The following is a 26,628-nucleotide window of genomic DNA, read 5'->3' on the forward strand; positions in this document are numbered from 1 at the left end:
CATGATGGTGACCCACAATGAGGAACAGGCCAAACTGACCGACCGTATCATCCGTTTCTTCGACGGCCGTCAGGTGATGTAATCATCAATACTTAAAAACGGAAATACATTTCTCTGCAAATGAAAACAAATTATCTGAAACAGGCATGGCTGTCCATACGCCAGCAACCGATGGTCAGCACCGTCAGCATTGCGGGCACGGCACTCGCCATATTCCTCATCATGATAGTGGTGATGATAACTGAAGTGCAGACCGCACCCTTCGCACCTGAAAGTAACCGCGACCGCTGGCTCGTGCAGAAATATGCTTCCATCCACCATGAGAGCTGGGGCGAAGGCAATTCGTCAAACGGAGCAATGGGCTTCAATATGGTCAAAGCTACATTTTACGAAATGAAAACTCCGGAGGCCGTGACCGCATTCGACGTATATCAAGAGATGGCCTCCCTGTCCGTGCCCGGTAAACCTGCTTTCGGCGCGGAGTGTCGTGGCGTCGATGACGGCTACTGGAAAGTAATGGATTTTACCTTCATTGCCGGAAAACCCTTCAGCAAAGCTGATTTTGATTCCGCGATCCCGGTAGCTGTCTTATCGGAATCCGTGGCACGCAGACTCTTCGGCTCGACAGATGTCACCGGAAGGGAATTTGACATCAATCATGCTCCTTACAAGGTCTGCGGGGTCGTCAAGGATGTCAGCAATCTCGCAACAAATGCCTATTCCGAGCTGTGGGTACCCTTTACCACTACCAATACCGTTAAGTCATCTTGGAGTGACTACATGGGAATGCTGAGTGGAATCATTCTTGCAAAAGATCCTGCTGATTTTCCCGCCATACGCGAGGAATACAATATGCTTTTTGATAAACTCGGCGACGAGGCTAAAATCAACGGTTGGGATTTCATTCTTCTTGACCGTCCCTACACACAGGAAGTCGCCGCCGCAACACCGTGGGCCAATATGGGACCCGATATGGAAAATATACGACGCAGAAGGCTCATCGTCTATCTCATCCTGCTGATTGTCCCCGCCATAAATCTCAGCAGCATGACCCACAGTCGTCTCCAACGCCGCCGCGAGGAGATCGGTGTCCGCAGAGCATTCGGAGCAAAACGTTCGACCATCATCACGGATATTTTCATTGAGAATCTTGTCATAACGGTCATTGCCGGTCTCATAGGTCTCGCCATGAGTCTCGTGTTCGCCTTCGTGTGGGGAGGCTCGATATTCTCTCCGGGCTACGGTGCTTCGCTCTCGGCAAGCGGGCTTTCACTTGACGTGCTTTTCCATTGGTCAACCTTCCTCTGGGCCATGATATTCTGCTTCCTGCTCAATCTGTTCAGTGCAGGAATCCCGTCATGGAACGCTTCGAGAATCAACATTGTCAACGCCATTTCCGGAAAACGGTAATGCAACTAAAACTATATATACTTACCTCATGAAACGTAAACTCTTACGACAGATAGGCAACGAATGGCAGGCAAACGTATGGCTTTCCATCGAACTGCTCATTGTGAGTGTGGTGATGTGGTACATTACCGACTTTCTCTACACAAAAATATCTATCATTTCCGAACCGAGGGGATTCAATACCGAACACTGCTATCTCATCAATTATAGCGAGCTTAACGAGCAAAGTCCGGAATATATCCCTGACAGGACAACACAGGAACGCAATGACGATCTGCATACCATGCTTGACCGACTCGAAAAACGGCCCGAAGTGGAATGTGTGGCAATGGGTCAGAACTCTTACCTGTATAACGGCTCAAACTCAGGCATGTACTTGGAATGTGACACATTCAATACAGCCAAAGGTTGGGCGCTCCTACGACACGTTTCTCCTGATTTTCCCCGCGTTTTCCGTATCTACGGTGCAGACGGAGAGACTCCGGAGCAATTGGCCGAACTGCTTAAAGATCGCAACGGAATCCTGATTTCCGACAATCTTTTCCAACGCCAATACGGAATAGAAAGCATGAAGGATTTCATCGGCAAAGAATTTTCCACAGGTAATTATGGTGACACTCTCGTGATGCGTGGCTCTTACCAGCCGGTACGTTACGATGATTTCAGAAGTGCTGCGTGGTCCCTATCAGTGATGTTGCCGGTTCCGGAAGATTCCTATACATTCTTCAACGAAATGGTGGTACGCGTCCACGAAAATATGGACAAGGATTTCATTGAGAACCTGATGAAGGATGCCGACAGACATTTCCGTATAGGCAACTATTACATAGCCTCCGTGCAGTCGTTCGATGATATCCGTCAGATCCATCAGCGTGACAACATATCTGAACTGCGTACCTATTTTACGGGAGCGGCATTTCTCGCACTCAACATCTTCCTCGGTCTGTTAGGCACTTTCTGGTTCCGCACGAGTCAGCGCATTCCCGAAATAGCCATCCGAAAGGCCAACGGAGCAACACGCAGTGACATATTCCGCCGCGTCATCGGCGAGGGTGAGCTACTCCTGCTTCTGGTCACCCCCTTGGCAGCGGTCTTTGACTACCTGATCGCACATTTCGAACTGAACGCAATCTATCCGTGGGATTATTTCGAGCCGACACGCTTCTTCAGCTGCATAGCGATCTCTTGGGGCTTCATGGCTCTGATGATCTTCCTCGGCATACTCATTCCGGCCAACCGCGCCATGAACATCGCTCCTGCAAGAGCTCTCATGGGTGAATAAAGCAACTCTGAATACTGTACATGAATCTTATGAATATTATAAAACAATTGATGCTCGCCGGTTCGCTCGCAGTCGCCGTGACTGCGGGCGCATCGGAGCAGGACTCACGCAAAATAACCCTTGAGGAAGCCATCCTGACAGCCCGCACAAACAGCGTCGATGCCGCCGTGGCTCTCAACGAACTCCGGACCGCATACTGGAGCTACCGCACATACCGCGCGGATCTCCTGCCGGAAATCAATTTCAACGCCACTGTTCCGAGCTATAAGAAAAGCTACAGTCCCTATCAGCTCGATGACGGTTCATACACCTTCGTGCGCAACAATTACATGCAGATGAGCGGTGAGATTTCGATTGACCAGAATATCTGGCTGACGGGCGGTACGCTCTCGCTCAATACGTCGCTCGACTATCTGAAGCAGCTCGAATCGCCGCGTTACAACCGTTTCATGTCCGTGCCCATCGCCCTGACACTCTCCCAGCCCATTTTCGGTGTCAACCACACCAAGTGGAACAGACGCATCGAACCTGTGCGCTACGAGGAGGCAAAGGCGGCGTTCATCAGCGCGACCGAGAACGTTGCGCTGACAGCCATCAACTATTATTTCTCTCTTCTAATGGCCAAAGAGAATGTCGGGATAGCCTCGCAGAACCTCGCAAACGCCGAGAAGCTTTACGACGTGGCGAAGGCAAAGCGCGAGATGGGTCAGATAAGCAAAAACGATCTGCTGCAGCTCGAACTCAACCTGCTCAACGCGCAGTCAAATTTCACTGACTGTGAGATCAGCTATCGCTCCAATATGTTTCAGCTCCGTGCCTTTCTCGGAATCGAGGAAGAAATAGATCTTGATCCCGTTGTTCCTGAGATGATCCCCTACACTTTCGTGAGCTATGAGGATGTGCTGGAGAAAGCTCATACCAACAACAGTTTTTCAAAAAATATCCGCCGCCGTCAGCTCGAAGCCGACTATGCCGTAGCGCAGGCCAAGGGTGACCGCCGCCAGATCACGCTTTTCGCACAGATCGGTTACACCGGCACGGCCGACAAGTTCGGACCGGCCTACGATGTCCTGAAAGACAATCAGGTGGTGGAAATCGGCTTCAAAGTCCCCATACTCGATTGGGGTAAGCGTCACGGCAAAGTCAAGGTCAGCGAGAGTAACCGCGATGTTGTAACCAGCCGTCTCCGCAAAGAACAGTTGGATTTCGATCAGAACATATTCATCCTCGTGGAGCGGTTCAACAGCCAGCAGCGGCAGCTTGACATCGCACTGCGTGCCGACACCATAGCCCAGCGACGCTATGACACCAATGTCGAGACCTTCCTCGTCGGTAAAATTTCCACTCTTGACCTCAACGACTCCCAGTCAAGCAAGGATCAGAGCCGTCAGGACTACATCAATCAGCTCTACTATTACTGGAATTACTATTATCAGCTCCGGAGCGTAGCCCTGTGGGATTTCGTGACCGGTAAGGGTATCGATGCCGATATCGAGGCGATCGTCAGACAATAAAAGCTTCCATCCAACACATCCTGACTTTTATATCATTTTATGAATTGATAAAGTCAAACCATTTGCAGGAATAAATGGTAAAATTAATCTTCTGATGTCCGGGCGGGACCGGCGGGCGGGAATATTTTTTACACTTTAAACGGTGTGACAGTTAAATTTTAATAATGTCCTGTTATTACGTCTTGAAATATTATTTATATTTGCATCATGATCCTAATTGTAGATGATGACGCAGGCATCAGACTGTCATTGCGTCTATTACTCACACGTAACGGCTATGAAGTGTCCGTGGCTTCCACACCTAAGGAAGCTATGGAGTTCATCCGTACCAACACTCCGCGTCTGGTCCTTCTGGACATGAATTTCTCACGTGCCACGTCGGGCGACGAAGGCTTGATACTGCTTAAACAGATCAAAGTGTTCCAGCCCCAGCTCCCGGTCATACTCATGACGGCTTGGGGGAGCATTCCCCTTGCTGTCGAAGGTGTTCAGGCAGGTGCTTTTGACTTCATCACCAAACCGTGGGACAACGCCGCGCTGCTCCAGCGCATCAATGTCGCCCTTGAGATCAACAAACCGGATACCGTTATTGAAGAGAAAGGTAAGTTTGACCGTTCGTTCATTATCGGCCGTTCTCCGGCTCTGCTCAACATACTGAACACCATCGAACGCATCGCCGCTACGGACGCTCCTGTACTCATTATGGGTGAGAACGGTACGGGCAAGGAATTGATTGCCGAGGCTATCCACCGCAATTCGCATCGCCGCAGCGGACCGATGGTCAAGGTGAATCTTGGAGGCATATCGTCGTCACTCTTCGAGAGCGAGATGTTCGGTCACAAGAAGGGTGCTTTCACCGGTGCGATAGCCGACCGCGAAGGCCGCTTCGGAATGTCGGACGGCGGTACGATCTTTCTTGACGAGATCGGTGATCTGGATTTCAACTGTCAGGTGAAGCTGCTGCGTGTGCTTCAGGAGCATACATACGAAATGCTTGGCGACAGCACTCCGCGTCGCTGCGATGTGCGTGTGGTCTGCGCGACCAATGCCGATCTTCCGGCTATGGTGCGTGAGCGTACTTTCCGCGAGGATCTTTTCTACAGGATCAACCTCATCACCGTGACCCTCCCGCCACTCCGTGAGCGCAAGGAGGACATTCCGCTGCTCGTTGACCATATCGTCAGCCGCCACTGCGACATCTGTGGCACCGAACGGCCTGAAATCACGCCTGATGCCATCGCATTCCTTCAGTCCCTGCCCTATCCCGGCAATATCCGTGAGCTGAAGAATCTCGTTGAACGCACTCTTCTCGTGAGCACATCGAAAAGTCTCGGAGAGCGTGATTTCAGAGCACAATATACCGGTGACGCTCCGTCAGGAGGCCAGCCCGCTGCCACAACCACACTTGAATCCAACGAACGCTCCGCTATCGAGACGGCTCTCGCCCGGTCAGGTGGTAATCTGTCGCGCACGGCAGCACTGCTGGGCATAAGCCGGCAGGCCCTCTACCGCCGCATTGAAAAATATGGCATCAAGCTATGAAACTGAAATGGATATTCGTACTTATAATGATGGTGCTGGCTGCTTCGGTGGCCACCACTTTCCTGATACCGTCTGACGGAGATCCTACGCTCATCTGGGTGACCCGTACTGGATGTGGACTTGCGTTGCTGCTCATGGTGGTGTTCTATGTGAAGGTCATGAAACCTCTCGGCAGTATCACCAACGGTTTTGATCTGTTGCGGGCACAGGATTTCAGCAGCCGTCTGACACATGTCCATCAGCAGGAGGCCGACAGAATAATCGATATGTTCAACAAGATGATGCAGTCGCTTAAAAACGAACGGCTTCATCTGCGTGAACAGAATCATTTCCTTGATCTGTTGATCAATGTATCGCCGATGGGAATACTTATCCTTGACACTAAGGATACCGTGGTCAGTGCCAATCCATCGGCTTCAACCTACCTTGAATTTACTGGCGGCTCTAAGATGGAAGGCACGCCGCTCAATAGTCTCGACACACAGCTCGGACGGACGCTGCGCTCCCTCGCGCAGGGTGAGACGATGACAGTGCGTCTAAACGACTCGATGATCTATCGCTGCTCCCGACTCTCGTTCATGAATCAGGGATTCGCCCATCCGTTCATCCTTATAGAGAAACTTACGGATGAAGTGATGAAGGCCGAGAAGAAGAGTTACGAGAAGGTCATACGTGTGATAGCTCATGAGGTCAACAATACGATGGCCGGTGTCAGGGCCATGCTCACGACCGCAGGTGCTGTCCTTGAGGAAAACCCTGACGAGAATGCCGATCTGCTTGAGGTGATCAGTGTCTGCGAAAACCGCTGTGACGCTATGAGCAGTTTCATTACTTCCTACGCCAATGTAGTCAAGATTCCTGAAGCCAATCTGATGGCCACTGATCTCAATGCTGAAATAAGCCACTGGCGCATTATGCTCGAAAGCCTCTGCACAGGTCGGAATATCAAGGTTAATTTCGAGTTGTCTGACAGACCCGTAAATGTCAGGATAGATCCGGTGCTTATGGAACAGGTGCTCATCAACATCGTAAAGAATTCTGCGGAAAGTATCGGGAATGACGGATGCATCACAGTCACCACTGCCCCGCACCCTCCGACACTCACCATAACGGACAATGGACGCGGTATATCCGAGGAGACTGAGAAAATGCTTTTCAGTCCATTCTTCTCGACAAAAGTCAACGGCCACGGAATAGGACTTATCTTCGTAAGCGAAGTCCTGCACAAACATGGATGCAAATTTTCCCTCCGTACGTCATCCGATAACCTTACCCGCTTTACTATCCGCTTCCCCATCGCTAATTAACTTACGGACAAAATACAGGACATACGGATAACATCCTTTCCAATCTCTTTGCATCAGTGCATAGAAAAAACAATCTTAAATCTTAATTTTTGCAGATTCTACAAAAATTCTTAACTTTGCACTACACATTCCGATATCAGCCTTGGTAGTTCAACGGATAGAATGGGAAATTCCTAATTTTCAGATAGGGGTTCGATTCCCCTCCGAGGTACAAACAGCGGTAAACAAATTATACCAAAAGGAGATAATACAACGGGAAATCAATGCATTAAATATTATTGATTTCCCGTTGTATTATTATGATCATTCTCTAATGAGAAGTAGATCTAATGGAGTCTAATGGGGATAATCCAGATAATGATAATCCGGCCTAATATAAGTTAACCATAATATAAAAAGGAAGTCAGCAATCGCACTTTAATTCCAATTTTTGCGATTGCTGACTTCCTTTTATTGGTTTTGCGTTATGCCGTTACTTTTTAGCGGTCTTTTTCATGAGATGTTTGGTTGCGCCGATGAGCTGATCATCTACACCGTTGAGTACATTTTCGGGAGTGTTGTAGATGAGAATATCGGGATTGAGCTGCTTATTCTCAAGTACCTCACCGTTGATATCAAGCGATGTCACCTGAGGAATACCAAAGAAAAGAGTAGGATCAATCTGTGTCTCCCACCATACGGCTGTCATTGTTCCGGGGACAGGAGCTCCGACAACGTCTCCGATCTTCAATGTCTGGTAAACGTAAGGCGATCCGTGGGCATCACTGTAGTTGCTCTCATCGACGAGCATTACCGACGGTTTGGTCCACTGAGAGAATGGCTCTGTACCTATATACTGTCCGCGAGGACTGAAGCGTACATATTCCTTACCTCCGAGAAGAAGCGCAAGGTCGTTATGAAGCCATCCGCCACCATTATGACGGGTATCAACAACCACTGCGTCACAATTGCGGAACTTGCCGAGCAGACGGTCATAGACTTCGCTGAAGCTTGCTCCATCCATGCCTTCGACATGAACGTAACCGATACGGCCGCCCGAAACACTGTCAACGATATGCTCATTGCGCTCTACCCAACGGTCATAGAGAAGCGAGCGGATATTGCCTTGATTTGTGGCCTTTGCATAGACGGTTTTCTTGTCACCGTTGCGCTTCTTCACGTCAAGTTTGACCTTTGACTTTCCTTCAAGCAGAGGGAAATAATCCTGACCGGCAAGAATCACAGAGTCATTGATGGCAAGGATAATATCACCCGGCTCTATACCTACGCTTTTGGCAGAGAGAGGACCGCGCTGGATGACTTCGGCCACCTTCAGACCATCGCCCTTGTAGCTTTCATCATAGAAAGCACCGAGACTTGAGGTTGACATGGCTTTGCCGTAGGGACGATAACCACCTCCTGTATGCGAGGCATTAAGCTCACCAAGGATCTCGCTCAGGAGGATGGCAAAGTCATAGTTGTTGTTGATGTAAGGGAGGAATTTACCATACTCGTCACGATACTTGGCCCAATCCACACCGTGGAGATTCTTGTCATAGAACTTGTCGAGTACCTGACGCCACATGTGACTGTAGATATAATTGCGTTCATCAGAAGGACGATGAGTGTATTCAGCCTCGAATGAGACAGGTTCTTGCTTACCGGATGCAAGATTGACTTTCTTGATACCGCTGCGATCCATGACGAAGATATTCTTGCCATCCTTGTCAGGAGTCATGCCCCATGCACTAAGGCCCTTTGCAAGAATTTTAGTATCGCCCTCCTTGAGATCACGTTCGTAGAGCGAACGTCCGTCGGGACTTGAAGCTACATAATAGAGTTTGTCGGCCTTCGGTGACACATAGTAAGCACCGAGTTTCGATGACGAACCTGTGAGACGGCTCAGGCGGTGACGGCGGTCAGCAAGTTCAAACGAGAGAGGTTTGACATCATCTTTCTTCTTGTCAGCTTTCTCACCCTTATCTCCATCTGCCTTGTCCTTGCCATCCTTTTTGCCTTTCTTTGAATCCTTTTTAGAATCTTTCTTGTCGGCCTTGTCCTTGTTGTCACTGTCCTTCTTTTCCTTTTCAGCTTTTTCGGCAAGCTTGATTTCCTCCTCCGTCATGTTGAAGCGGTCATAAGCCTCACCGTCAAGGAACATTAGAAGTACATCGCTCTCGTTGCCCCAGCTTCCGTGGCTCTTGTAGCCATACTTGCCGGTGGTGTAGGCAACAGCCTTACCGTCCAATACCCATTGGGGGTTACCGTTGCTGTAGCCACTCTCAGTGAGATTGATCACCTCACTACCATCAGCCTTGACAAGCGCGATATCTGAGTTGTTCCATCCGCCGACACCTATATAGTCAATAAGAAGCCAATTGCTGTCAGGACCCCACTCAAAGCCGACATCACCATCCTGATAGCTGTAATTATACTTACCATCGAGTGCGGTGGTGACTTTCTTGCTCTTCAGATCAAGAATCCTAAGCGTCGTACGATCCTCAAGGAAAGCAACTTTCTTTCCATCAGGACTGTAGTCAGGGAAAAATGCAGGCTTATCGCTCTTATAGAGCGGTTTTTCGACAAGCTCAGTCGCATAGAGGATGGATTTCTCGGACGGATCTTTGATTTCAGTAGTAAAGAGTTGCCAGATACCGTCACGATCGCTGTCATAAACAAGACTGCGGCCATCAGGAGCGAAATCGACGGCGCGTTCCTGCGCGGGGGTGTCGGTGATACGGCGCGTCGTGTTATACTCGGTTGAAGTCACATAGACATCACCACGGAGAATGAAGGCCACGGATTCACCGTCGGGCGACACCGCTATGCTCGAAGCACCCGAACGACGGAGTGATTTCTCCAACGGCGAGGCATATTCATCGGTGATGATCTCAACATTGACTTTCTGCGGCTTGCCATTCTCATTCATAGTATAGATCTCACCATCCCAGCTGAATGCGAGAGTGCCATTATTCGAAGCGGAAAGCGAGCGCACGGGATGAGTGGTGAACGACGTAAGCTGCTTTTTCTGCTTACCGTCAATGGAACGTTTGTAGATATTGAGTGTCCCATCCTCCTCACTTACGAAATAAAATGATCCGTCGGGAGCCCACACTGGGTTCAGATCATGGCCGTTGAAATCAGTAAGTTTGGTATGCTTACCTTTATCCATGAGCCAGATATCAGAAGTGCCGGACGAGCGTTCATGCTTACGCCATATATTCTCCACACCCTTCTTGTCATGATAAAGCACACGACCGTCACGACCGATGCTCATTGAAGGCATGGTGAGTGATACGAACATCTCAGGACGGTGGCCTTCAAGATCCACACTATAGACCTGCTGGGTGAAACCGGCCTGAGCCGCTCCGGGTGCAGGAAGAACAGAGGTGGTGAACAGTACATGGTTATTGTCCTTGAAAGTCAGAGGAGTCTCATTACCAGAATTAGTGGTGAGACGTTTGGGGACACCTCCACGACTATTGACCACGAAAACGTCCATAGAACCTTCACGATCACTTCCGAAAGCGATCTTAGATCCATCCGGGCTCCATACCGGAGTCGTGTTATAACTACTGCCCGAAGTCAGCTGACGAGCCTCTCCCCCCTTTACGGGAACAGTGTAGATGTTTCCCTTATAGGTAAAAGCAATTGTCGAGCCGTCAGGAGAAATAGCTACATTACGCAGCCATAGCGGGGCTGCCGCAGCTCCCATCGCGGAAGCGGCGATCAGTGCCAGAGATACGATACTTTTTCTCATAACGAGTGATATTGATAGTTTAATTGATTTGTTTCTATCCGGGTGGAGAGATCCGGCATAATATATATTAGACGTAAGAGATAGCCGGAACGTTACAGTCCGAAAGCTATTTTTTCACTTGGCCGCGTTATTTTTCAGCACTCCTGCTTTCAAAAATACTGTCGGCAGAGATTCGCTTCCGTTTTTCCGGCACACTATCAGTTTTGACTGATGTGGCCTCTCCATCTTCCTTGGTGGTCTTGCTTTCCTCTGTCTTATTTCTGGATTTTCTTCGGAAGAATGAAAACAGATTATCAAAATCCCGTTTAAACACAATTCCCACACCCTGAGTGGTCAGCGCGCTTTTTAGATAATAATTCTGATCATTGTAACGGTTATAAGCCTTCAGCTGTACCGATCCGGAACGATTGAGCAGATAACGGATGTCAAAATCACCTATGAAACTATTATTGTTAAGCGATTTGTCACGATAGCCAAGATTACCGTTGAAAAGCAGACGATTGTTAAGCAGATTGCTGGACAAGGCCACATCGACCTCAACATCCGAGAAGTCACCTCGGTCACTACGGATGGCCGGAGCGATACTCCAGTTATCACTAAGCTGACCGAGCATGGATCCCAAACGGGATGAGAGCGTGGAAGATGCGACTGACACCAACTCATTGCCATGCGTACCTGTCATATAGTCAGGCGTATAGAACTTATTGAGCGCAAGTAGATAGATTATCTGACGATTCATCATATCCTCTGTCGAGACAATGGATCTGACTTTACGGTAGATGTCCTGCGTCAGACTTGGAAATTCAAGATCAAATGTTATGTCAGGCTGACGGATGTCACCGCGGACAAACATAAGCGCATCGACACGCACATTCGTGCGGTTCAGTTCACGGTCCTCAAGGAATGATTCGTCAAGATCGCTAAGATTAGCGTTGACTGTATAGGAGGCCGTGATGTCAAGCTGAGCCGCGTATGGATCACCGAGGAAAGTGATGCGGCTTCCCTCACGGATGTTGAACTCCTTGATAATTATATCCTGAAGAGTGAAGTTGTAGTCCCCGCGATTGATAGTGTATTCACCATACATCCGCAGATCACCGTCAGAAGAATACGTCATGCGTAGATTACCACTACCGTAAGCCGTGATCTTGTCACCGCCGACAGGATCCATAAGCAGATTGATAGTGGCATCAGGAGTTATCCCGACTTTAAAAGTCATCGTATAGACTGACGGAGCTCCCTCCTCTTCATGCTTGATGCGTTCCTTCAGTTGACGGATCACCAATGGAGTGGGGTCAAGAGCAGCAATGGAGTCTTTCCTGCCTTTGTCGCGGTCACGCAGAGTGATGAAATTATAATCCACCGCTTGCTCCGAATCGCTCAGCACAAACGTGAAACGTGAATCTGCAGCAGTTGACATATCCACGTCTATATCAACTTTTCCGGGAAGACCGGTCACAGTCGCACCTCCGTTTCCGAAAATTTTACCATACCACGGATCATCCGTCTGATTCTCCTTTATGTCATAGACGAGGAAATCCTTTGCATCAGTAACCCGGAACTGGAAGGACGCATCATGGAAATAGTTGTGTGCCACATATCCGCTCAATGATGCCTGCTTGCCGTATCGGTCAGTAAGTTTTATATCGTTGAACTCTATACGTCCGGGACGAATGTGAACGCTGTCAGTAGCCGTATATGTGACATTGGTAAAATCAAGCTTCAGAGATAGATCCTTGACGAAAATATCACCGGACATATCTATATTCTTGAAAGTTCCGTAGAGATGAGCGTCGCCCGATACCGAGCCTGACACCTTGGAAGTGAACGCGGACATGAACGGAGCCATAAATCCCACCGGAGCATTATTAGCCGAGAATTTAAAATCAAGTTCTTCGGTAGTAGGTCTGATGTAACCATCCACAAGGGATGCATCGCCACTTTCCGGCTGGGTAATCGTCGCGTTGATCATGATACTTTTGCTCGGATTGTCCCAGCGGGAGCGAATCTCACCGTCGCCCATCACACATCGGTTATATTTCAATCCTTTGACATTCAACCGGGGGGTATAAAGAATAGGTTGCGGCGAGAGCAATGTCAATCCATAGAAATCACCTGTGGCACGACCACCGAACTGCACGGCATCGCTCAGATTAAGACTTTCGAAAATATAATCCAGATCTATATCCTTGAGTTTCAGCACAAGCAGATCGGTTGAGTCAGCTGATGCCACTCCATTTATACTTATGGACTGCCCACCACGTCCACCACTAAAATTATTCACCTCTATTCTGCCGGGGGAAATATTGATTGTGGCAGGATTGACGGTCCATGCTGAATCATTGAAGACCATACGCGAGGAGTTGATCGCTATATCGGTCAGCAATGACGCATTATCCTCGTCACGACTGAACGACGTAGAAAAATTCAGATTACCTTTAAATTCATTTTTCCTATCGACTACCCATGAAATATCGGTCAGCAATGAATCTGGCACTCCCTGTGAGAATATATCGAGGTCAAGCATTCCGTCCTTTGTCGGGACAGATGTATGGGCTGTAAAGTGCATCTCACGCTCCTTACCGTCAATCAGCAACGATACATTGCTTTCCTCGATAAGTTTATCCTTATTTCTTAGGAAAGGCATATCCACGGACAGTCCGAGCATAGGATTATCACCACCCTTAGCCGTTGAACTTAACGTCACAGGATATATGAAATCGACCGGGAGTTTGAAAAAGCGTGAAAGGCTTGTATCTTCCTTTATCTTAATGTCGAGTTTGCAGTCGATCGGATTCAATTCAGTCTCAACCTGAGGGATAAGAGCCGGATAGACTGATGATATGATCTGGGATATGTCCTTACCGATGGTCTTGAGACTGAAAACACCTTTCAGATCGGCATCGGCCTGCGGCGTGCGCAACGTGACCGAACGTATGGAATCTCCACCGGCAGCCTCAAGTTCGGCATAAGGGATACGCAAAGTCTTATCGTCAGGACCATTCAGCACGATATCCCCTACCTTGACCCAACCGGTCATAGTGTCCGGATTACGGCCTGAGACAGATACGTCAATATCACATGCAAGCTTATAGTCACGCATAGCCCCTTTGCTTATGAAAGGCGTGAGGGAAAAATTACGGATATCCGCATAAAATTCATTCAATGGATGGTCACCCTTAAATTCCGCTCCTCCGTTTAGAGTAAAATCAAGATACGGGGACGAGGATGATGCATCCATCTCAAACCTGCTGCCTAAAAATACTGCGTTGGCTGAAATATCTGTAAATTCATAGCCGTTCCATTCCACCTCCGGCACAACGATATGCGCCTCGCCGGAGATATCATTCGGCTTCACGACAGTCACATCTCCATGAATGTCAAAAGCGATCTTGGTAAGACGGGCAAGCTGCGGTGACAAGGCGGACGGGTCAAAAGAAACAGTGCTGGCACGTCCGTCGATACGCAATGGGCTCTTAGGCCGGGGACGATACACTCCACAATCAATATCTATATTCCCGCACTCTGAATCAAGTGATCCGTTGAAATCAAGACTTCCCGGTGTAAAGGCCAGATCGCCAAGAAGATCAATATTTCCGAGAGCCTTGAGTGATGAAAGGCTCTTACTGTGAGAATGGAAGGGATTTGATGGTGAAGCGAGGACAGCAAGTAAAGACGGGACATTAACCACAAGATTCACCCGCCGGAGATCAACGGCAACCGAATCCTTTCCACGGGTAAGATCACGAATCACACCGTGGGCACTGAAACGCGTATCTCCTTCATGCATTTCAAGCATGAATCTATGGAGGAGCAGACTGTCGGCATGACCACCTATCTCAAATTCTATATCGACACGCTCATTGATGTCAGCCAGCCCATTGACAAAGGGATTGAGATCCGAAAACATGATATAGGTATCAGGAAGTGTCTCAAGGGATGAGTGCAGCAAGTCTGTAACGGCAAAATTCTTTCCAAGAGGTGAAGCTATGGTAAAATCATTGAAAGCTATGCGGGAATTTCCGAGCTCAACCATAAAATTACTCACATCCATATCCGCTGTGTCCGCAAATACCGTGGCTGTCAGCTCGCGTAGTTTCAATCCGGAACGTTCGGACACTCCGAGACGTTTGATATCCACATACAGCTTATCATTGGATATCTCCGGGGCACTCAGGTCGGCCCTCAATCCTGTCACCAGAACATGATTCCGATCAAAATGTCCGGAATCCGCAGGAGCAGCATCAAGAACGTCGTAACTCATTTTACTGCGACGGATAACCACCAGATTTACCGCAAGGTCAAAGGTTGAGGGATCGTTTTTTCCATCTGACTTAAACCGCTCGATAATCGGCTGTATGTTCAATGGTGCGTCCTGTGTAGGTTTATATATCGCAAGGTTAAGATCTATGAGTTCAACGTAAGATATTACCGGGCGTCTGGTCCATAGACTTTCCCATATACTCACACCTGCTCCAAGATGATTGAGCCGGAGAGCCTCACGACCAAAAGGATCATTGACTGACACATCAGTCAGCACTATGCGGTTAAACGGAGCTACGGTGACACCGCCCAAATGCACATCAGTGCCGAGCAGAGCGGTAAGCTCATGCTCGGCACGATGTGCGATTGATTTCTGTACGGAAGGTAAGGAGAGCAAGACATATAGGATCAGCGGTACTGCCAAAGGCAGCACGAGCACAGATACGAGCACAAACCGCAGAATCCTATAGAAAGTTTTCACGTCAGTTTACGAGAATTATCAGATCGGCAAGCGAGTCGCATTGATGGATATCAGAAATAATCATATCCATAGCGAACCCTCATTAACGCGATCTCACATGCGACGGCTGACTGCTGATTCAAGAGATGCCATGTCTGTCACACGATCCACCACATCACCATTCCTATCAAAAATAAATATGGCGGGAAGTGAACCGACGTTGTAGTCACGGATAGCCTTGTCACCATCATTAGGACCATTGAACACAGTGATCCAAGGAAGATTCTTGGCTGTCTGCTTCCATGCATATTCATCGTTATCAAGTGAAACTTGGAAGATTTCAAGGCCCTGAGAGTGATATTTTTCATATATCTTGTTGAGAGCCATATTGAATGCAGGAGAACCGTCAGCAGTGTAGGCTGTGAAATTAAGTATGACCACATTACCCTTGGAGGTTACATCGAGGAGCGAATGCTCCTTGCCGGTGTTGTCAAAAAGTCTGATGTCAAACGCGCGGACTTCATTCGCAACAGGCAAGCTCGTATTCTCCGGTTGTGACGGGCTTTTGGTCCGGTTGGACAGGAAGAGACGACGGAGGTAGCCAGTACGCGGATCTTCGGGACGACGCTCATTGAAAGCATTGGCCACAGCACCAATCATTTTCAGATCATCCTTGACAGCCGGATTAAAAAGGGGCTTACCGGCCACACTCTTATTTATAATATAATAGGTGACAATACCGGCTGGATCTGCGATGATCATCTGTCCGAGCTGACGTTTGAGATCAGCATTCGCAGTGACCGAAGCCGCGCCATCCTTCGCCGCAGCAACGATAAGACTATCCACACGCACAAGATTGGCAGCCTGCGGAGATCCGGAGAGCGTATAGCGGGTATCGATATCAGGAGCTTCAGCCGAGAGAGTGACTGTCTCAATACTGTCAATGGGGAAATAAACGGATTTATCACCTACGCGCAGACGATAGATGTCAGGATAGCCCTGTGCCTCATGACTGTAGGAATATGATCCGCTTGAGGAGACTTTGATCGTATCCATCGGATACCAGTAACCCTGATTGTTACCCTCAAGCACCACCATGTCATCATCCGAAAGGCCGGTGATGGTTCCATTAAGATGCCATTTGTTTCCGCCACCACATGATGCGAGAAGGACTGAGAGAGAGAGTGCTATAAATTTGCTTGTATTATTCATTGTCAATCGGTTATATTAAAATGCTTTTAACGTGCAAATTTAATAAATTCCCCTCTAAAATTCAAGTTAAATTCGACCGGAACGTGTTTTATATCGTTAAATCTTACAGTATAATCATTCAGATAAATCATTTTAACCATTGACTCAATGTATGTTAAATATAAAATCGGTCTTAAACCATTGACAGTAATGCAAGTCTTACCAATACAACAACGAAAAAATTTCGACAATTAAAAATACTAACTCTCCATTTTAAATTATTACAATTATGAAGAAAATCGTTTTCACTCTTGCAATCCTCATCGGCTCGATGACCGCTTTCACTGCAACTGCACAGGACAAGACAGCTACTGAAAAAGCCACGACCGAATCCACTAAGAAGATGGATCGCAAAAAGGCTCCCCGATATAATCCTTTCGAAGGACTCAACCTCACCGAGAAACAGCAAGCTGATCTTAAAGCTTTGAGACCGTCAAAAGAAAACCGACAGAAGAAGGATGAAAATAAGAAGGATCTCTCCAATAAAGAGAAGGATTCGACGAAAAAGCTTACAGCCGCTGAGCGCAAGGATATGCGCAAAAAGCAGATGGAACAGCGCAAGGAAAACCGTCAGAACTATCTTGCTAAAGTAAAATCCATCCTTACTCCCGAACAATACGTCAAGTATCTTGAAAATAATTATCTCAATAATGGACAAAAGATGATGGCTCACAAAGGCAAGATGTCCAAGCATCATGGAGGTAAGTCTTTCAAGAATGGGAAAAGTCATAAGGCTAAGAACCGCATGAGTAGGACAAAGGCTAATGCACGGAAATAATTCAGCCCCATAAAGAACTACACGAGTTTCCATTAAGATTACTATAGACATGACAGGGGTGTCCGCCCTGAGGATTCCCCTGTCCCATTCTCCTCTCTCACTCCTTACGCAGCTGGACTAACAAGATTTAACTTATTGACACAAAGATTGTTAAATCCAACGATATCGATTTAAACCTTTCTCTACGGCAATTGTCTATATAATATATTTCAGATAAAGACACACTAAACATACACACATAAATTATTTACGATTATGAAAAAGACACTTCTAAGCATGGCTTTAATCATAGCCTCCATGACAGGCGTTTCGGCTTTTGCACAGACTACCGACGGTACTTGCTCGAAAAAAGCTAACACCGAGTGTTCTAAAAGTTGTGACAAGAAAGACGCCCCTAAATATAATCCGTTTGCAGGACTCAACCTTACAGAAAAGCAGCAGGCAGAACTTCAAGCCCTCAAACCGTCAAAAGATGCAAAATCCGCCGACAAGCAGGACAAGTCCAAACAGATTGGCAAAGAGGATAAGCAAGCTATGCGCAAGCAGTTTGCCGAGCGCAAACGCGACTATCTCGCCAAAGTAAAATCAATCCTTACGCCTGATCAGTATGTCCAGTTCCTTGAGAACAGTTATGTTGATCAGCCTATGATGAAGAAAGGTCAGGGCCATAAGGATATGGCCAAAGGCCGAGACGGAAAGCGCATGGATAAGCAGGGTGGCAAAGCCAACCGTCCATCAAAGAATAGGTCTGATTTCCACGCTAACCTGTAAGCATCCGGGATTAGAAACTTAACTTCATAGAAAATCAAATACACCGCTGACTGATCAATCGGTCAGCGGTGTATTTGATTTTAATCATCCCGTACGCACAAAATTTGATCGTCCGGAATCACTTCTTGACGGACTTGAAATCGACACCTTGCTGTTCAAGGGTCTCACGGACAAAGGCAGCTGTCGGCGAATCAGCCTTCGCTATCTGGAGAGGTGTGCCGGTCGAGATGATGTGACCGCCATTCTTGCCACCGCCGGGTCCCATGTCTATGATATGATCTGCGGAACAGATCACATCCATGTTGTGCTCGATCACAAGGACTGTATTACCTTTGTCAACCAATCGGTTGAGGACATTGAGGAGCACACGGATGTCGTCAAAGTGCAGACCGGTGGTAGGTTCGTCAAGGATGAAAAGTGTGTTACCGGTGTCACGTCGTGACAGCTCTGTAGCAAGTTTCACTCGCTGGTTCTCACCTCCGGAAAGCGTTGATGACGGCTGTCCGAGTTTGATATAGCCGAGACCGATGTCCTGAAGAACCTTTATCTTGTTGATAATCGCCGGAACTCCACTGAAAAATTCCACTGCCTGATTTATGGTCATGTCAAGCACGTCGGCAATGGATTTGCCTTTGAAACGGACTTCGAGTGTCTCACGGTTGTAACGCTTACCGCCACAAGTCTCACACGGCACAAGCACATCCGGCAGGAAATTCATCTCGATGGTCTTATAGCCGTTGCCAGCACATGTCTCACATCGACCTCCGGCCACATTGAACGAGAAGCGTCCCGGCCGGTAGCCTCGGATCTTCGCTTCAGAGAGAGATGCATAGAGATCGCGTATGGCCGTGAACACCCCAGTATAGGTAGCGGGATTGGAACGAGGGGAACGTCCAAGCGGCGACTGATCAACAGTCACCACCTTATCTATATGCTCAAGACTCTCAATCTTGTCGTAAGGAAGAGGAGCAGTGTGGGATCTGTAGAATTTCTGACTTAAAATAGGCTGAAGTGTGGCATTGACAAGGGATGACTTACCACTACCAGATACACCGGAGACACAGATGAGTTTACCGAGCGGAAGCGTAAGAGTGACATTCCGGAGATTATTACCCTTAGCCCCACGAAGCACCAGCTTCTTTCCGCTACCTTTACGTGGAGATGACTGCCAAGGGATCATATCCTTTCCGCTCAGATAACGTGCCGTCAGGGTATCGGTCGCAAGCATCTCTTCAGGCGAACCGCTGAACACCACTTCCCCACCCTTGCGTCCGGCCTTAGGACCGATATCGATCACATGGTCGGCCTCAAGCATTATGTCCCTGTCATGCTCGACAACGAGGATGGAGTTTGATGCATCGCGGAGCTGTTTGAGCGAGTCGATCAGACGCCTGTTGTCACGCTGATGCAAACCGATGGAAGGCTCGTCGAGGATATAGAGCACATTGACGAGCTGACTGCCAAGCTGGGTGGCCAGACGGATACGCTGACTCTCGCCACCGGAGAGTGTGGCAGACGCACGATTGAGCTGGAGATAATCGAGACCCACATCGATAAGGAATTTCAGTCGGCTTCGTATCTCTTTCATAATTTCGTGGGCTATGACAGCCTGAGTCGGAGACAAACGGCTTTCGACATCCTTGGACCACTCATAAAGATCCGCGATGTCCATACGGCAGAGTTCCGCTATGTTCTTACCGTCAACAAAGAAATGAAGAGCCTCACGGTTGAGCCTGTCGCCGTTGCATTCGGGACAGACACCACGCGAGAAGAAACCCTCACTCCACTTCTTGGCGGCGGCCGAAGATTCGTCGGACTGCTGCATTTCAATGTATTTCACAAGACCGTCATAGGTCTGGAAATAATTATAGGTAGCCATAGTGTCGTTCTCGATCACAAGACGTTCAGAAGTGCCGTTGAGGATTTCATGCATGGCTTCCTCCGGGAGCTTTTCAACCGGGGTTTTCACCGTGCAGCCATATTTCTTGCAAATAGCATCGATCTGCCAGAATATCATGGCATTGCGATATTTACCTAAGGGCAGTATAGCACCTTCGTGGATTGAAAGTGCAGGGTTAGGAATGATCTTGGCACGGTCAACGATATTGACGTAGCCAAGTCCCTTGCAGCATGGACAAGCTCCGAGGGGCGAATTGAACGAGAAATTATGAGGAGCAGGCTCACGATAGGAAATACCGCTGGCGGCATCCATGAGTGCCTGCGAAAAGTAGGTCACCTTGTCGGCATCGACATCATAGACCATCACCTGCTTGTCGCCCTGACGGAGAGCATCCTGCACGGTAGCCTCCAAGCGGCTCATGTCCTTATCCGAGACTTTCAGACGGTCAATGACAAGCTCAATGTCATGGTTCTTGTAACGATCCACCATCATGTTGAGCGTCAGATCACGCAATTCACCATCCACACGTACGGTCAGGAAACCTTTCTTGCGCAGCTGCTCGAAAAGTTCCTTGTAATGACCCTTTCTGTTCTTGATAAGGGGGGCCAGTATATAGACCTTACGGCCATTGAATTTTTCAAGGATCAGGTTGACGATCTGCTCACGCGTATATTTCACCATCGGTTCACCCGTCACATAGCTGACAGCCGTTCCGGCTCTGGCATAAAGCAGACGGAGGAAGTCATAGACCTCGGTTGTCGTGCCTATGGTGCTTCGCGGATTCTTATTGATGGTTTTCTGTTCGATAGCTATGACGGGGCTGAGGCCGGTGATGTTATCCACGTCAGGACGCTCAAGATTTCCGAGCATATTGCGGGCATAGGCCGAAAAGGTCTCTATGTAGCGTCGCTGACCTTCGGCAAAAATCGTGTCGAAGGCCAGAGATGATTTTCCACTGCCACTGAGTCCGGTTATGACCGTGAGCGTGTTGTGCGGAATATCGACATCTATATTTTTCAGATTATGGACTCTCGCACCCTGAACGGACAATTTGCTACGGGAAAACGGTGTGAGAGCTTGATTTTGCTGATGATTATATGTATTGTTGTTCATTGTGTGTGTTTATGGGACTGGGGATCAGTCGGTCACCCACGCTCGGTTATAGACCGATTTTTTCTGATGGGAACGTGACAGCGAATCTTTCGTTGGAATCTTGACGGTGTAAGTCTTTCCGGTCTTGTTGGGAAGTGATTTAGCACGTATCCACGGATTGTGCTCGCGGAGAGTCATGAAATCTATACCCTGCTGCTTCGCCCATGTAGGCCAGTCCTCGACGGGAGTCGAAACGGTCACCTCACGGTAGTCAAGCGGCTGATAAAGCTGATCGGATGTCAGACGGAAACCAAATTCCTTAGGATTCTCCATTATGAGTTTCATGGCAAGCAGACGGAACATGTAGCGCATGGTCTCGTCGGCAAGATAGAGATCATAAGCCGTATCGACCTGCTGCGCGTCAAGTTCATTGCTTATGCGTGCCATGCCACCGTTGTAGCTCGCAGCGACAGACTCCCAGTTTCCGTACTTGGCGTAGGCATTTTTCAGGTAGCGGCATGCAGCCTCGGTAGCTTTTACCGGATCGTAACGCTCATCCACATAATCATTGACTTCAAGTCCGTAGTCCTTACCTGTCGATGGCATGAACTGCCACAGGCCTCCGGCTTTGGCCGGCGAAAGCGCACGCGGATTGAGCGTGCTTTCGATCACGGCAAGATAGATCATGTCGTCGGGTACGCCGTTCTTTTTCAGAATGGGTGCGAGTACGGGAAAATAGCGATTGGCACGTTTGAGGGCGAGGAGGGTGTTGCCATGAGTATAGGCCATTGATGTGAGTTCACGATCCAGACGCTCCCAGCGGTCCGTACGGTCAAGATCAACCTTGACACCGGCAAAGTGCATGGATTTGGGAATCACAGGATTTACGACCTCGGAATACTCGCCTGCAGAAGCAGCAGGGACTTCGGACGGAGGTGTGAGTGCAAGCACATCGCCGGTAGATGCAAAAAATGCGGCAACCGCGACAGCCGCTACCGAGCATATAATGGATTTATGGTAGATTTTCATTATTTTCAGAAGTTATGGTTATAAAATTAGGGTTATGAGATAGATTTCAGAGCCGGAAAGGTCGCCCGGCCTTTTTTATTGTTTATAATTGACGATATTGATATCACCGGAAAGATCATAAGCCTTGCCGTCAGCACCTTTAGCCTTTATGACGTAGTAATATGCTCCGGTGGGAACGGCTTTGCCGTTGTATTTTCCATCCCAACCCTGCGAAGGATCGGAAAGAGTGGCCATACGGTGACCATAACGGTCAAAAATATGGCATTCAAAGCTTACGATGCTTGAATAGCTTACACGCCACTCATCATTCACGCCGTCGCCATTGGGCGAGAAAGCGTTGGGACATCTGAGCGAGGATGCACCGATGGAAATAGTATAGACATCACCATAGGCCTCACAGCTGCCATCGGCGTTGGCACACATAAACCTGACGTAGATGTTACCTTCTTCGGTAAAAGTATAGTCAAAGTTCAATTCCTGTATGCGGAGGTTGACATCCTCGAAGTCCTGATAACGGGAAATCTGCCATTCACGAAAAAGTGCGCCGTCAGTCACAGCGGCCACAAAACTGACCTCGCATGGGGCTGAGCCACCGAGCGAGCCACTGCCACCGGAAGGACTAACTTCATTCTCAACATTGCGTTCGCTCTGGGTAGCGGAGGTAACCGTGGCCACGGCATACGGCTCTATGACCGGCGAGGTATATTCGACCTCATCGCCCCAAGCCCGGAGGAAACGGTCGCCTTTGATTATAAAATCTGTCGGACAGAGCGGTGCTGACACACGCAGAGGTGAATTGAGAGCCGGAAGAGTCTCCTCACGGTTCACCTCAATGAAAGCTATCTCCTCCTGAGCGGGCATGAGAGTGGTGTAAGACAGCTGTATCTCACGGTCAAGAGTGAAACGGCGGCCATTAATGCCGTAGTAAACAAGTTCGTCACCCTGCCCGACCACGTCAAGCGTTGTGAAATTACAATCCTTTTCAGTGGATTCAGCAACGGAGGCCACAGAGAAAGGATGTGCAGAATAATCTATAAGCCAGAAAGAGTAGCGTCCGGCAGGTGTCTCGACAATATAGCCCATGTCGGACTGAGGATTCGAGAGCGTGGAACGACCGTCGGAATAAACCGCAGCCACTTCCTCGGCATAGGCTCCTCCAAGGTTGGAATACCGATACCACTTGACGTCGGAGCTGCCCGAAGCGGTCACGCTGACGCTCACACCATTCAATCCATCGGCCACACACACTTCATCAAGTCCGCTCGCAGATTGAGGAGCAACGGATATGACGCTCCTCGTCCCACCCTGCCAATAGAGGTCAGTGGCAGCAAGCGAGAGTGTTGAAGCTAATGCGCAGATGGCTGTGACGATTCTACTTTTCATGAGCGTAGGCAGAGATTATTTTACGGTCTCTCAACTTACAAAGTTACGAATTTTATCACAAAACCGCAAGACACAACTACCGTGCGGAATACTAAAAAACAATAAAATCACACGCAGAAGAGAGAATAAATCTCCATCAACCGTGCCCATAATAAAAGGCTCGTAATAAAATGTAGTCATGCACACGCGGATCAATAGTGTGATCAGGGAGACGATTCAAAAGCGATCATCAAAATGCAGACATATAAACGCATTCAGCCACCGAAAGGCTAATGCCGATCAGCGACTGAATGTAAAAACTTTGGCTTGTGTGTGAATGACTTCCGGGCGATTTACATATCGTTATTGCGCGGATTGTTGTTGAGCTCTTTGGTCTCCTGCTCAACGAGCTTGGGATCGACCTTTCCGTTGTCAGCGACATTGACATCGACGCCACGGTACTGCTCATCCTTCTTGATCTGTTTATCGTTCTTTTCCATAATATTGATAAATTAGCGTTTGTGTTATATTATTATAACATTCCTAAAGGCGATTGGGTTCGCGGTCACTTCAATATAATTACGACAGACGAGCGGTGTAAGCTTGAATTACTCCTTTTCGTCCTCGGCGTTGCCCACGGGGAGACGGTTGAGCTGCTCAATATAGTCAAGAAGTTCGTCGCGCCCACGTCTGGTCTCGCTTGAGGTCAGGAAAATAGGCGGTAGTTCCTCCCATGTCTCAAGAAGGATCTTGCAATACTCCTCGACATTGCGTTTGCCCACCTGTGAGCCCAGTTTGTCGAGCTTGGTAAAGACAATTGCGAAGGGCACACCGTTTTCACCGAGCCAATTGAAGAATTCGAGGTCAATTTTCATCGGTTTATGACGCGAGTCGATCAGCACGAACAGATTGGTCATCTCCTGACGGTTAAGGATGTAGCCTTTGATCATCTTTTCGAGAGCCTCGCGCTGCGACTTTCCGCGAAGGGCGAATCCATAGCCCGGAAGGTCCACAATATACCACTGGTCGTTGACAAGGAAGTGATTTATCAACAGAGTCTTACCGGGCGTGGAGGATGTCTTGGCAAGACCTTTATGGCCGGTGAGCATATTTATCAGTGAGGACTTACCGACATTACTTCGGCCTATGAAGGCATACTCATGACGGGCATCTGTCGGGCATTTACCGACGGTGGAATTGGATATTACAAAGCGGGCTGAATTGATGATCATAAATTTTCAAATTTAAGAAGTGGTGGTTAACGACAAATCTCAGAATCTCATTCTCACGCATGAGGCGTCTCATCTGAGAATCTCATGTCTCAATCGAGCATGAGACTGATCATTGGTCTTACGGACGGGAAACGGACTATCGCTCCGATGGCCGAGGAACTGAAGACAATATCGGCAAAGACATCTATCTTCACATCAAGGTCAAGCTGGCCGGTATAGTCATCGTCGATTTCGCAACGGCCGTTTTCCACCACAAAGGTATGGGAATTATATTCAGGGAGCAAATCGTCGCTCACCTTTATGCGTGAACGGAACTTAGGATCGGCCTTAGCAATTATCGAGAGAGCCTTGCCGACGTTGACAAAACGCCCCATGCCACGAGGCATCAGACGTCCGCCCATCGAATCGTCCGGATGGCCGTAGAGCAGTACCGGAGTGTCGCCGTTGAGTCCGCGGAGCTGCCTGAGAGCTGCGAGGCGGGCATCCGAGTCCTCGCCCATCACGTCGGTCACAAGAAGGAGATCCCCTTCCCTACGCGCCCATGCCATGGACACGATCTCGCTACCCTTGTCCTCATCATCCTTGGCCATGACCACGAAGTCACCTCCATCGGACTTGAGATCGGCAAGAATATTATAGAAATCACGGCGCGAATGAAGCACATAGCATCTGCGCTTATGCTGGAAGCGGTCAAAGGCACACCAGACCTCATCGCTCATCTCATTATCGACATGGTGATACTCGCCTTTTACCTGAAAGGAATGGAACGCGGTGAAACGCTGTTCCTTGGTGTAGAAAACGGTCGAGAATCCATAACGGCGATAGAAGAAAAAGAGAGCTTCATCAGCAGGAATGAGGGAACAAAGCATGTCGCCACGCCTTGCCGACTCCCTGAGGGCATCGACCATAAGACGCGACATGTAGCCCTGTCCGCGCTTTGAACGACGGGTTGCCGCACCGGCTATATAGCTGACGGACGGCTCCTCACCGTGGAACGACATGCGGTAATTCTGCAGAAGCAGACTGCTGACGGGCGTGCCGGACTGATCGGTGAGCATCATGGCTTCATCGTCACGATAGACCTGATCGAAAAACATTTCGACATATTCACGCGGATCTTTAAAGCACTCCGTCCATATTTTCTTTATCTCATCTCTCTTGCTCATTGTGATGACATTTTTTCTTTATACTACCTGAATAAAACTTCAGACTGATCCAGACACATTCTACTGACAGCTTGGATCAGCGTTGCGTTCTTTTCTTATATAACAATCCTGAGAGGAAGATGACCGAGGAGAGTATGAAAAAATGTAATTACAGTGGTTATAAAAACACTGTATCAGTCTCATCTCACAGAATAAAGGGAGAGAATGAGACTGATACAGGTATGAGACAAACGCGAGACTGAGACAGCCCACGTCAGTGGTGAGAGTTACTGCTGATGGGCGGGACGAAGAAGATCGTTGACAGTCTTGACGGGATTGAACGTCGAGATGGGGACTTCGACAAATACGGTGTTCCAGTCACTCATAGCTCCGTTCCAAAGGCCGGGAAGCTCCATCGCACGAAGTTCCTTGCCGTGGCTTGACTTGGACGAGATGAAGCCAGTGGCGGGATCAACGTAATTGGGAAGATCGAACTTCTTGCCGTGGATGTCCTTGATGTAGCATACGAGATCCACCGGATTGAAGTGGGT

17 protein-coding genes, 1 tRNA gene and 1 pseudogene are annotated in these 26,628 nt (G+C 48.5%); 9 read left to right on the top strand and 10 right to left on the bottom strand.

Annotated features, from left to right (window positions below; all coding sequences use genetic code 11):
• The 7 genes and pseudogenes from K2G41_RS12090 to K2G41_RS12120 form a co-directional block, all read left to right on the top strand.
• Window positions 1-82, top strand: a pseudogene (locus K2G41_RS12090) (ABC transporter ATP-binding protein); the annotation flags it as partial.
• Between the two features lie 38 nt (window positions 83-120).
• Window positions 121-1,410 carry an ABC transporter permease gene (locus K2G41_RS12095; protein ID WP_300118623.1) on the top strand — a complete coding sequence of 430 codons (1,290 nt, stop codon included), beginning with the start codon at window positions 121-123 and terminating at the stop codon, window positions 1,408-1,410.
• A gap of 28 nt (window positions 1,411-1,438) precedes the next feature.
• On the top strand, window positions 1,439-2,692 hold the full coding sequence (locus K2G41_RS12100; protein ID WP_300118626.1) for an FtsX-like permease family protein: 1,254 nt from the start codon (window positions 1,439-1,441) through the stop codon (window positions 2,690-2,692).
• A 50-nt stretch (window positions 2,693-2,742) separates the two neighbouring features.
• Entirely contained in the window at window positions 2,743-4,206 is a 1,464-nt protein-coding gene (locus K2G41_RS12105) for a TolC family protein (RefSeq protein ID WP_300118664.1), read from the top strand.
• A 207-nt stretch (window positions 4,207-4,413) separates the two neighbouring features.
• Window positions 4,414-5,748: a sigma-54 dependent transcriptional regulator gene (locus tag K2G41_RS12110; RefSeq protein ID WP_300118629.1), complete on the top strand. Its 1,335-nt coding sequence runs from the start codon at window positions 4,414-4,416 to the stop codon at window positions 5,746-5,748.
• Complete coding sequence (locus K2G41_RS12115) at window positions 5,745-7,055, top strand: HAMP domain-containing sensor histidine kinase (protein ID WP_300118631.1); 1,311 nt, start codon at window positions 5,745-5,747, stop codon at window positions 7,053-7,055. Before K2G41_RS12110 ends, K2G41_RS12115 begins: the two co-directional genes overlap by 4 nt.
• 139 nt (window positions 7,056-7,194) lie before the next feature.
• A tRNA-Arg gene (locus tag K2G41_RS12120) sits at window positions 7,195-7,266 on the top strand.
• Window positions 7,267-7,527: 261 nt separating this feature from the next.
• Here K2G41_RS12120 and K2G41_RS12125 read toward each other — a convergent pair.
• The 3 genes from K2G41_RS12125 to K2G41_RS12135 form a co-directional block, all read right to left on the bottom strand.
• Complete coding sequence (locus K2G41_RS12125; protein WP_300118633.1) at window positions 7,528-10,794, bottom strand: S41 family peptidase; 3,267 nt, start codon at window positions 10,792-10,794, stop codon at window positions 7,528-7,530.
• A gap of 127 nt (window positions 10,795-10,921) precedes the next feature.
• Entirely contained in the window at window positions 10,922-15,538 is a 4,617-nt protein-coding gene (locus K2G41_RS12130) for a translocation/assembly module TamB domain-containing protein (RefSeq protein WP_300118635.1), read from the bottom strand.
• A gap of 93 nt (window positions 15,539-15,631) precedes the next feature.
• Entirely contained in the window at window positions 15,632-16,729 is a 1,098-nt protein-coding gene (locus tag K2G41_RS12135; protein ID WP_300118638.1) for a TlpA disulfide reductase family protein, read from the bottom strand.
• A 268-nt stretch (window positions 16,730-16,997) separates the two neighbouring features.
• Here K2G41_RS12135 and K2G41_RS12140 point away from each other — a divergent pair, with 268 nt between their 5' ends.
• Together K2G41_RS12140 and K2G41_RS12145 are read left to right on the top strand one after the other, a co-directional pair.
• Window positions 16,998-17,546 carry a Spy/CpxP family protein refolding chaperone gene (locus K2G41_RS12140; RefSeq protein WP_300118641.1) on the top strand — a complete coding sequence of 183 codons (549 nt, stop codon included), beginning with the start codon at window positions 16,998-17,000 and terminating at the stop codon, window positions 17,544-17,546.
• Between the two features lie 255 nt (window positions 17,547-17,801).
• Entirely contained in the window at window positions 17,802-18,317 is a 516-nt protein-coding gene (locus K2G41_RS12145) for a hypothetical protein (protein WP_300118644.1), read from the top strand.
• 118 nt (window positions 18,318-18,435) lie between these two features.
• Here K2G41_RS12145 and uvrA read toward each other — a convergent pair whose 3' ends face one another.
• From uvrA to K2G41_RS12180, 7 genes are all read right to left on the bottom strand, one after another.
• Window positions 18,436-21,330: an excinuclease ABC subunit UvrA gene (uvrA, locus tag K2G41_RS12150; RefSeq protein WP_300118646.1), complete on the bottom strand. Its 2,895-nt coding sequence runs from the start codon at window positions 21,328-21,330 to the stop codon at window positions 18,436-18,438.
• 24 nt (window positions 21,331-21,354) lie between these two features.
• Window positions 21,355-22,338 carry a lytic transglycosylase domain-containing protein gene (locus tag K2G41_RS12155; protein WP_300118648.1) on the bottom strand — a complete coding sequence of 328 codons (984 nt, stop codon included), beginning with the start codon at window positions 22,336-22,338 and terminating at the stop codon, window positions 21,355-21,357.
• Window positions 22,339-22,413: 75 nt separating this feature from the next.
• Window positions 22,414-23,721, bottom strand: a complete 1,308-nt coding sequence (locus K2G41_RS12160; RefSeq protein WP_300118650.1) for a T9SS type B sorting domain-containing protein — start codon at window positions 23,719-23,721, stop codon at window positions 22,414-22,416.
• Window positions 23,722-24,053: 332 nt separating this feature from the next.
• Window positions 24,054-24,200: a hypothetical protein gene (locus tag K2G41_RS12165; protein WP_300118652.1), complete on the bottom strand. Its 147-nt coding sequence runs from the start codon at window positions 24,198-24,200 to the stop codon at window positions 24,054-24,056.
• Window positions 24,201-24,308: 108 nt separating this feature from the next.
• The gene (gene yihA, locus K2G41_RS12170; protein WP_300118655.1) at window positions 24,309-24,932 is read right to left on the bottom strand and encodes a ribosome biogenesis GTP-binding protein YihA/YsxC; all 624 of its coding nucleotides are present in this window, start codon (window positions 24,930-24,932) and stop codon (window positions 24,309-24,311) included.
• An 89-nt stretch (window positions 24,933-25,021) separates the two neighbouring features.
• Window positions 25,022-26,098, bottom strand: a complete 1,077-nt coding sequence (locus K2G41_RS12175; RefSeq protein WP_300118658.1) for a GNAT family N-acetyltransferase — start codon at window positions 26,096-26,098, stop codon at window positions 25,022-25,024.
• 266 nt (window positions 26,099-26,364) lie between these two features.
• A partial coding sequence (locus K2G41_RS12180; RefSeq protein WP_300118661.1) for a DUF4301 family protein occupies window positions 26,365-26,628 on the bottom strand: 264 nt, incomplete at its 5' end.

Source organism: Duncaniella sp., from assembly GCF_029056165.1.
In the GTDB taxonomy this organism is placed as follows: domain Bacteria; phylum Bacteroidota; class Bacteroidia; order Bacteroidales; family Muribaculaceae; genus Duncaniella.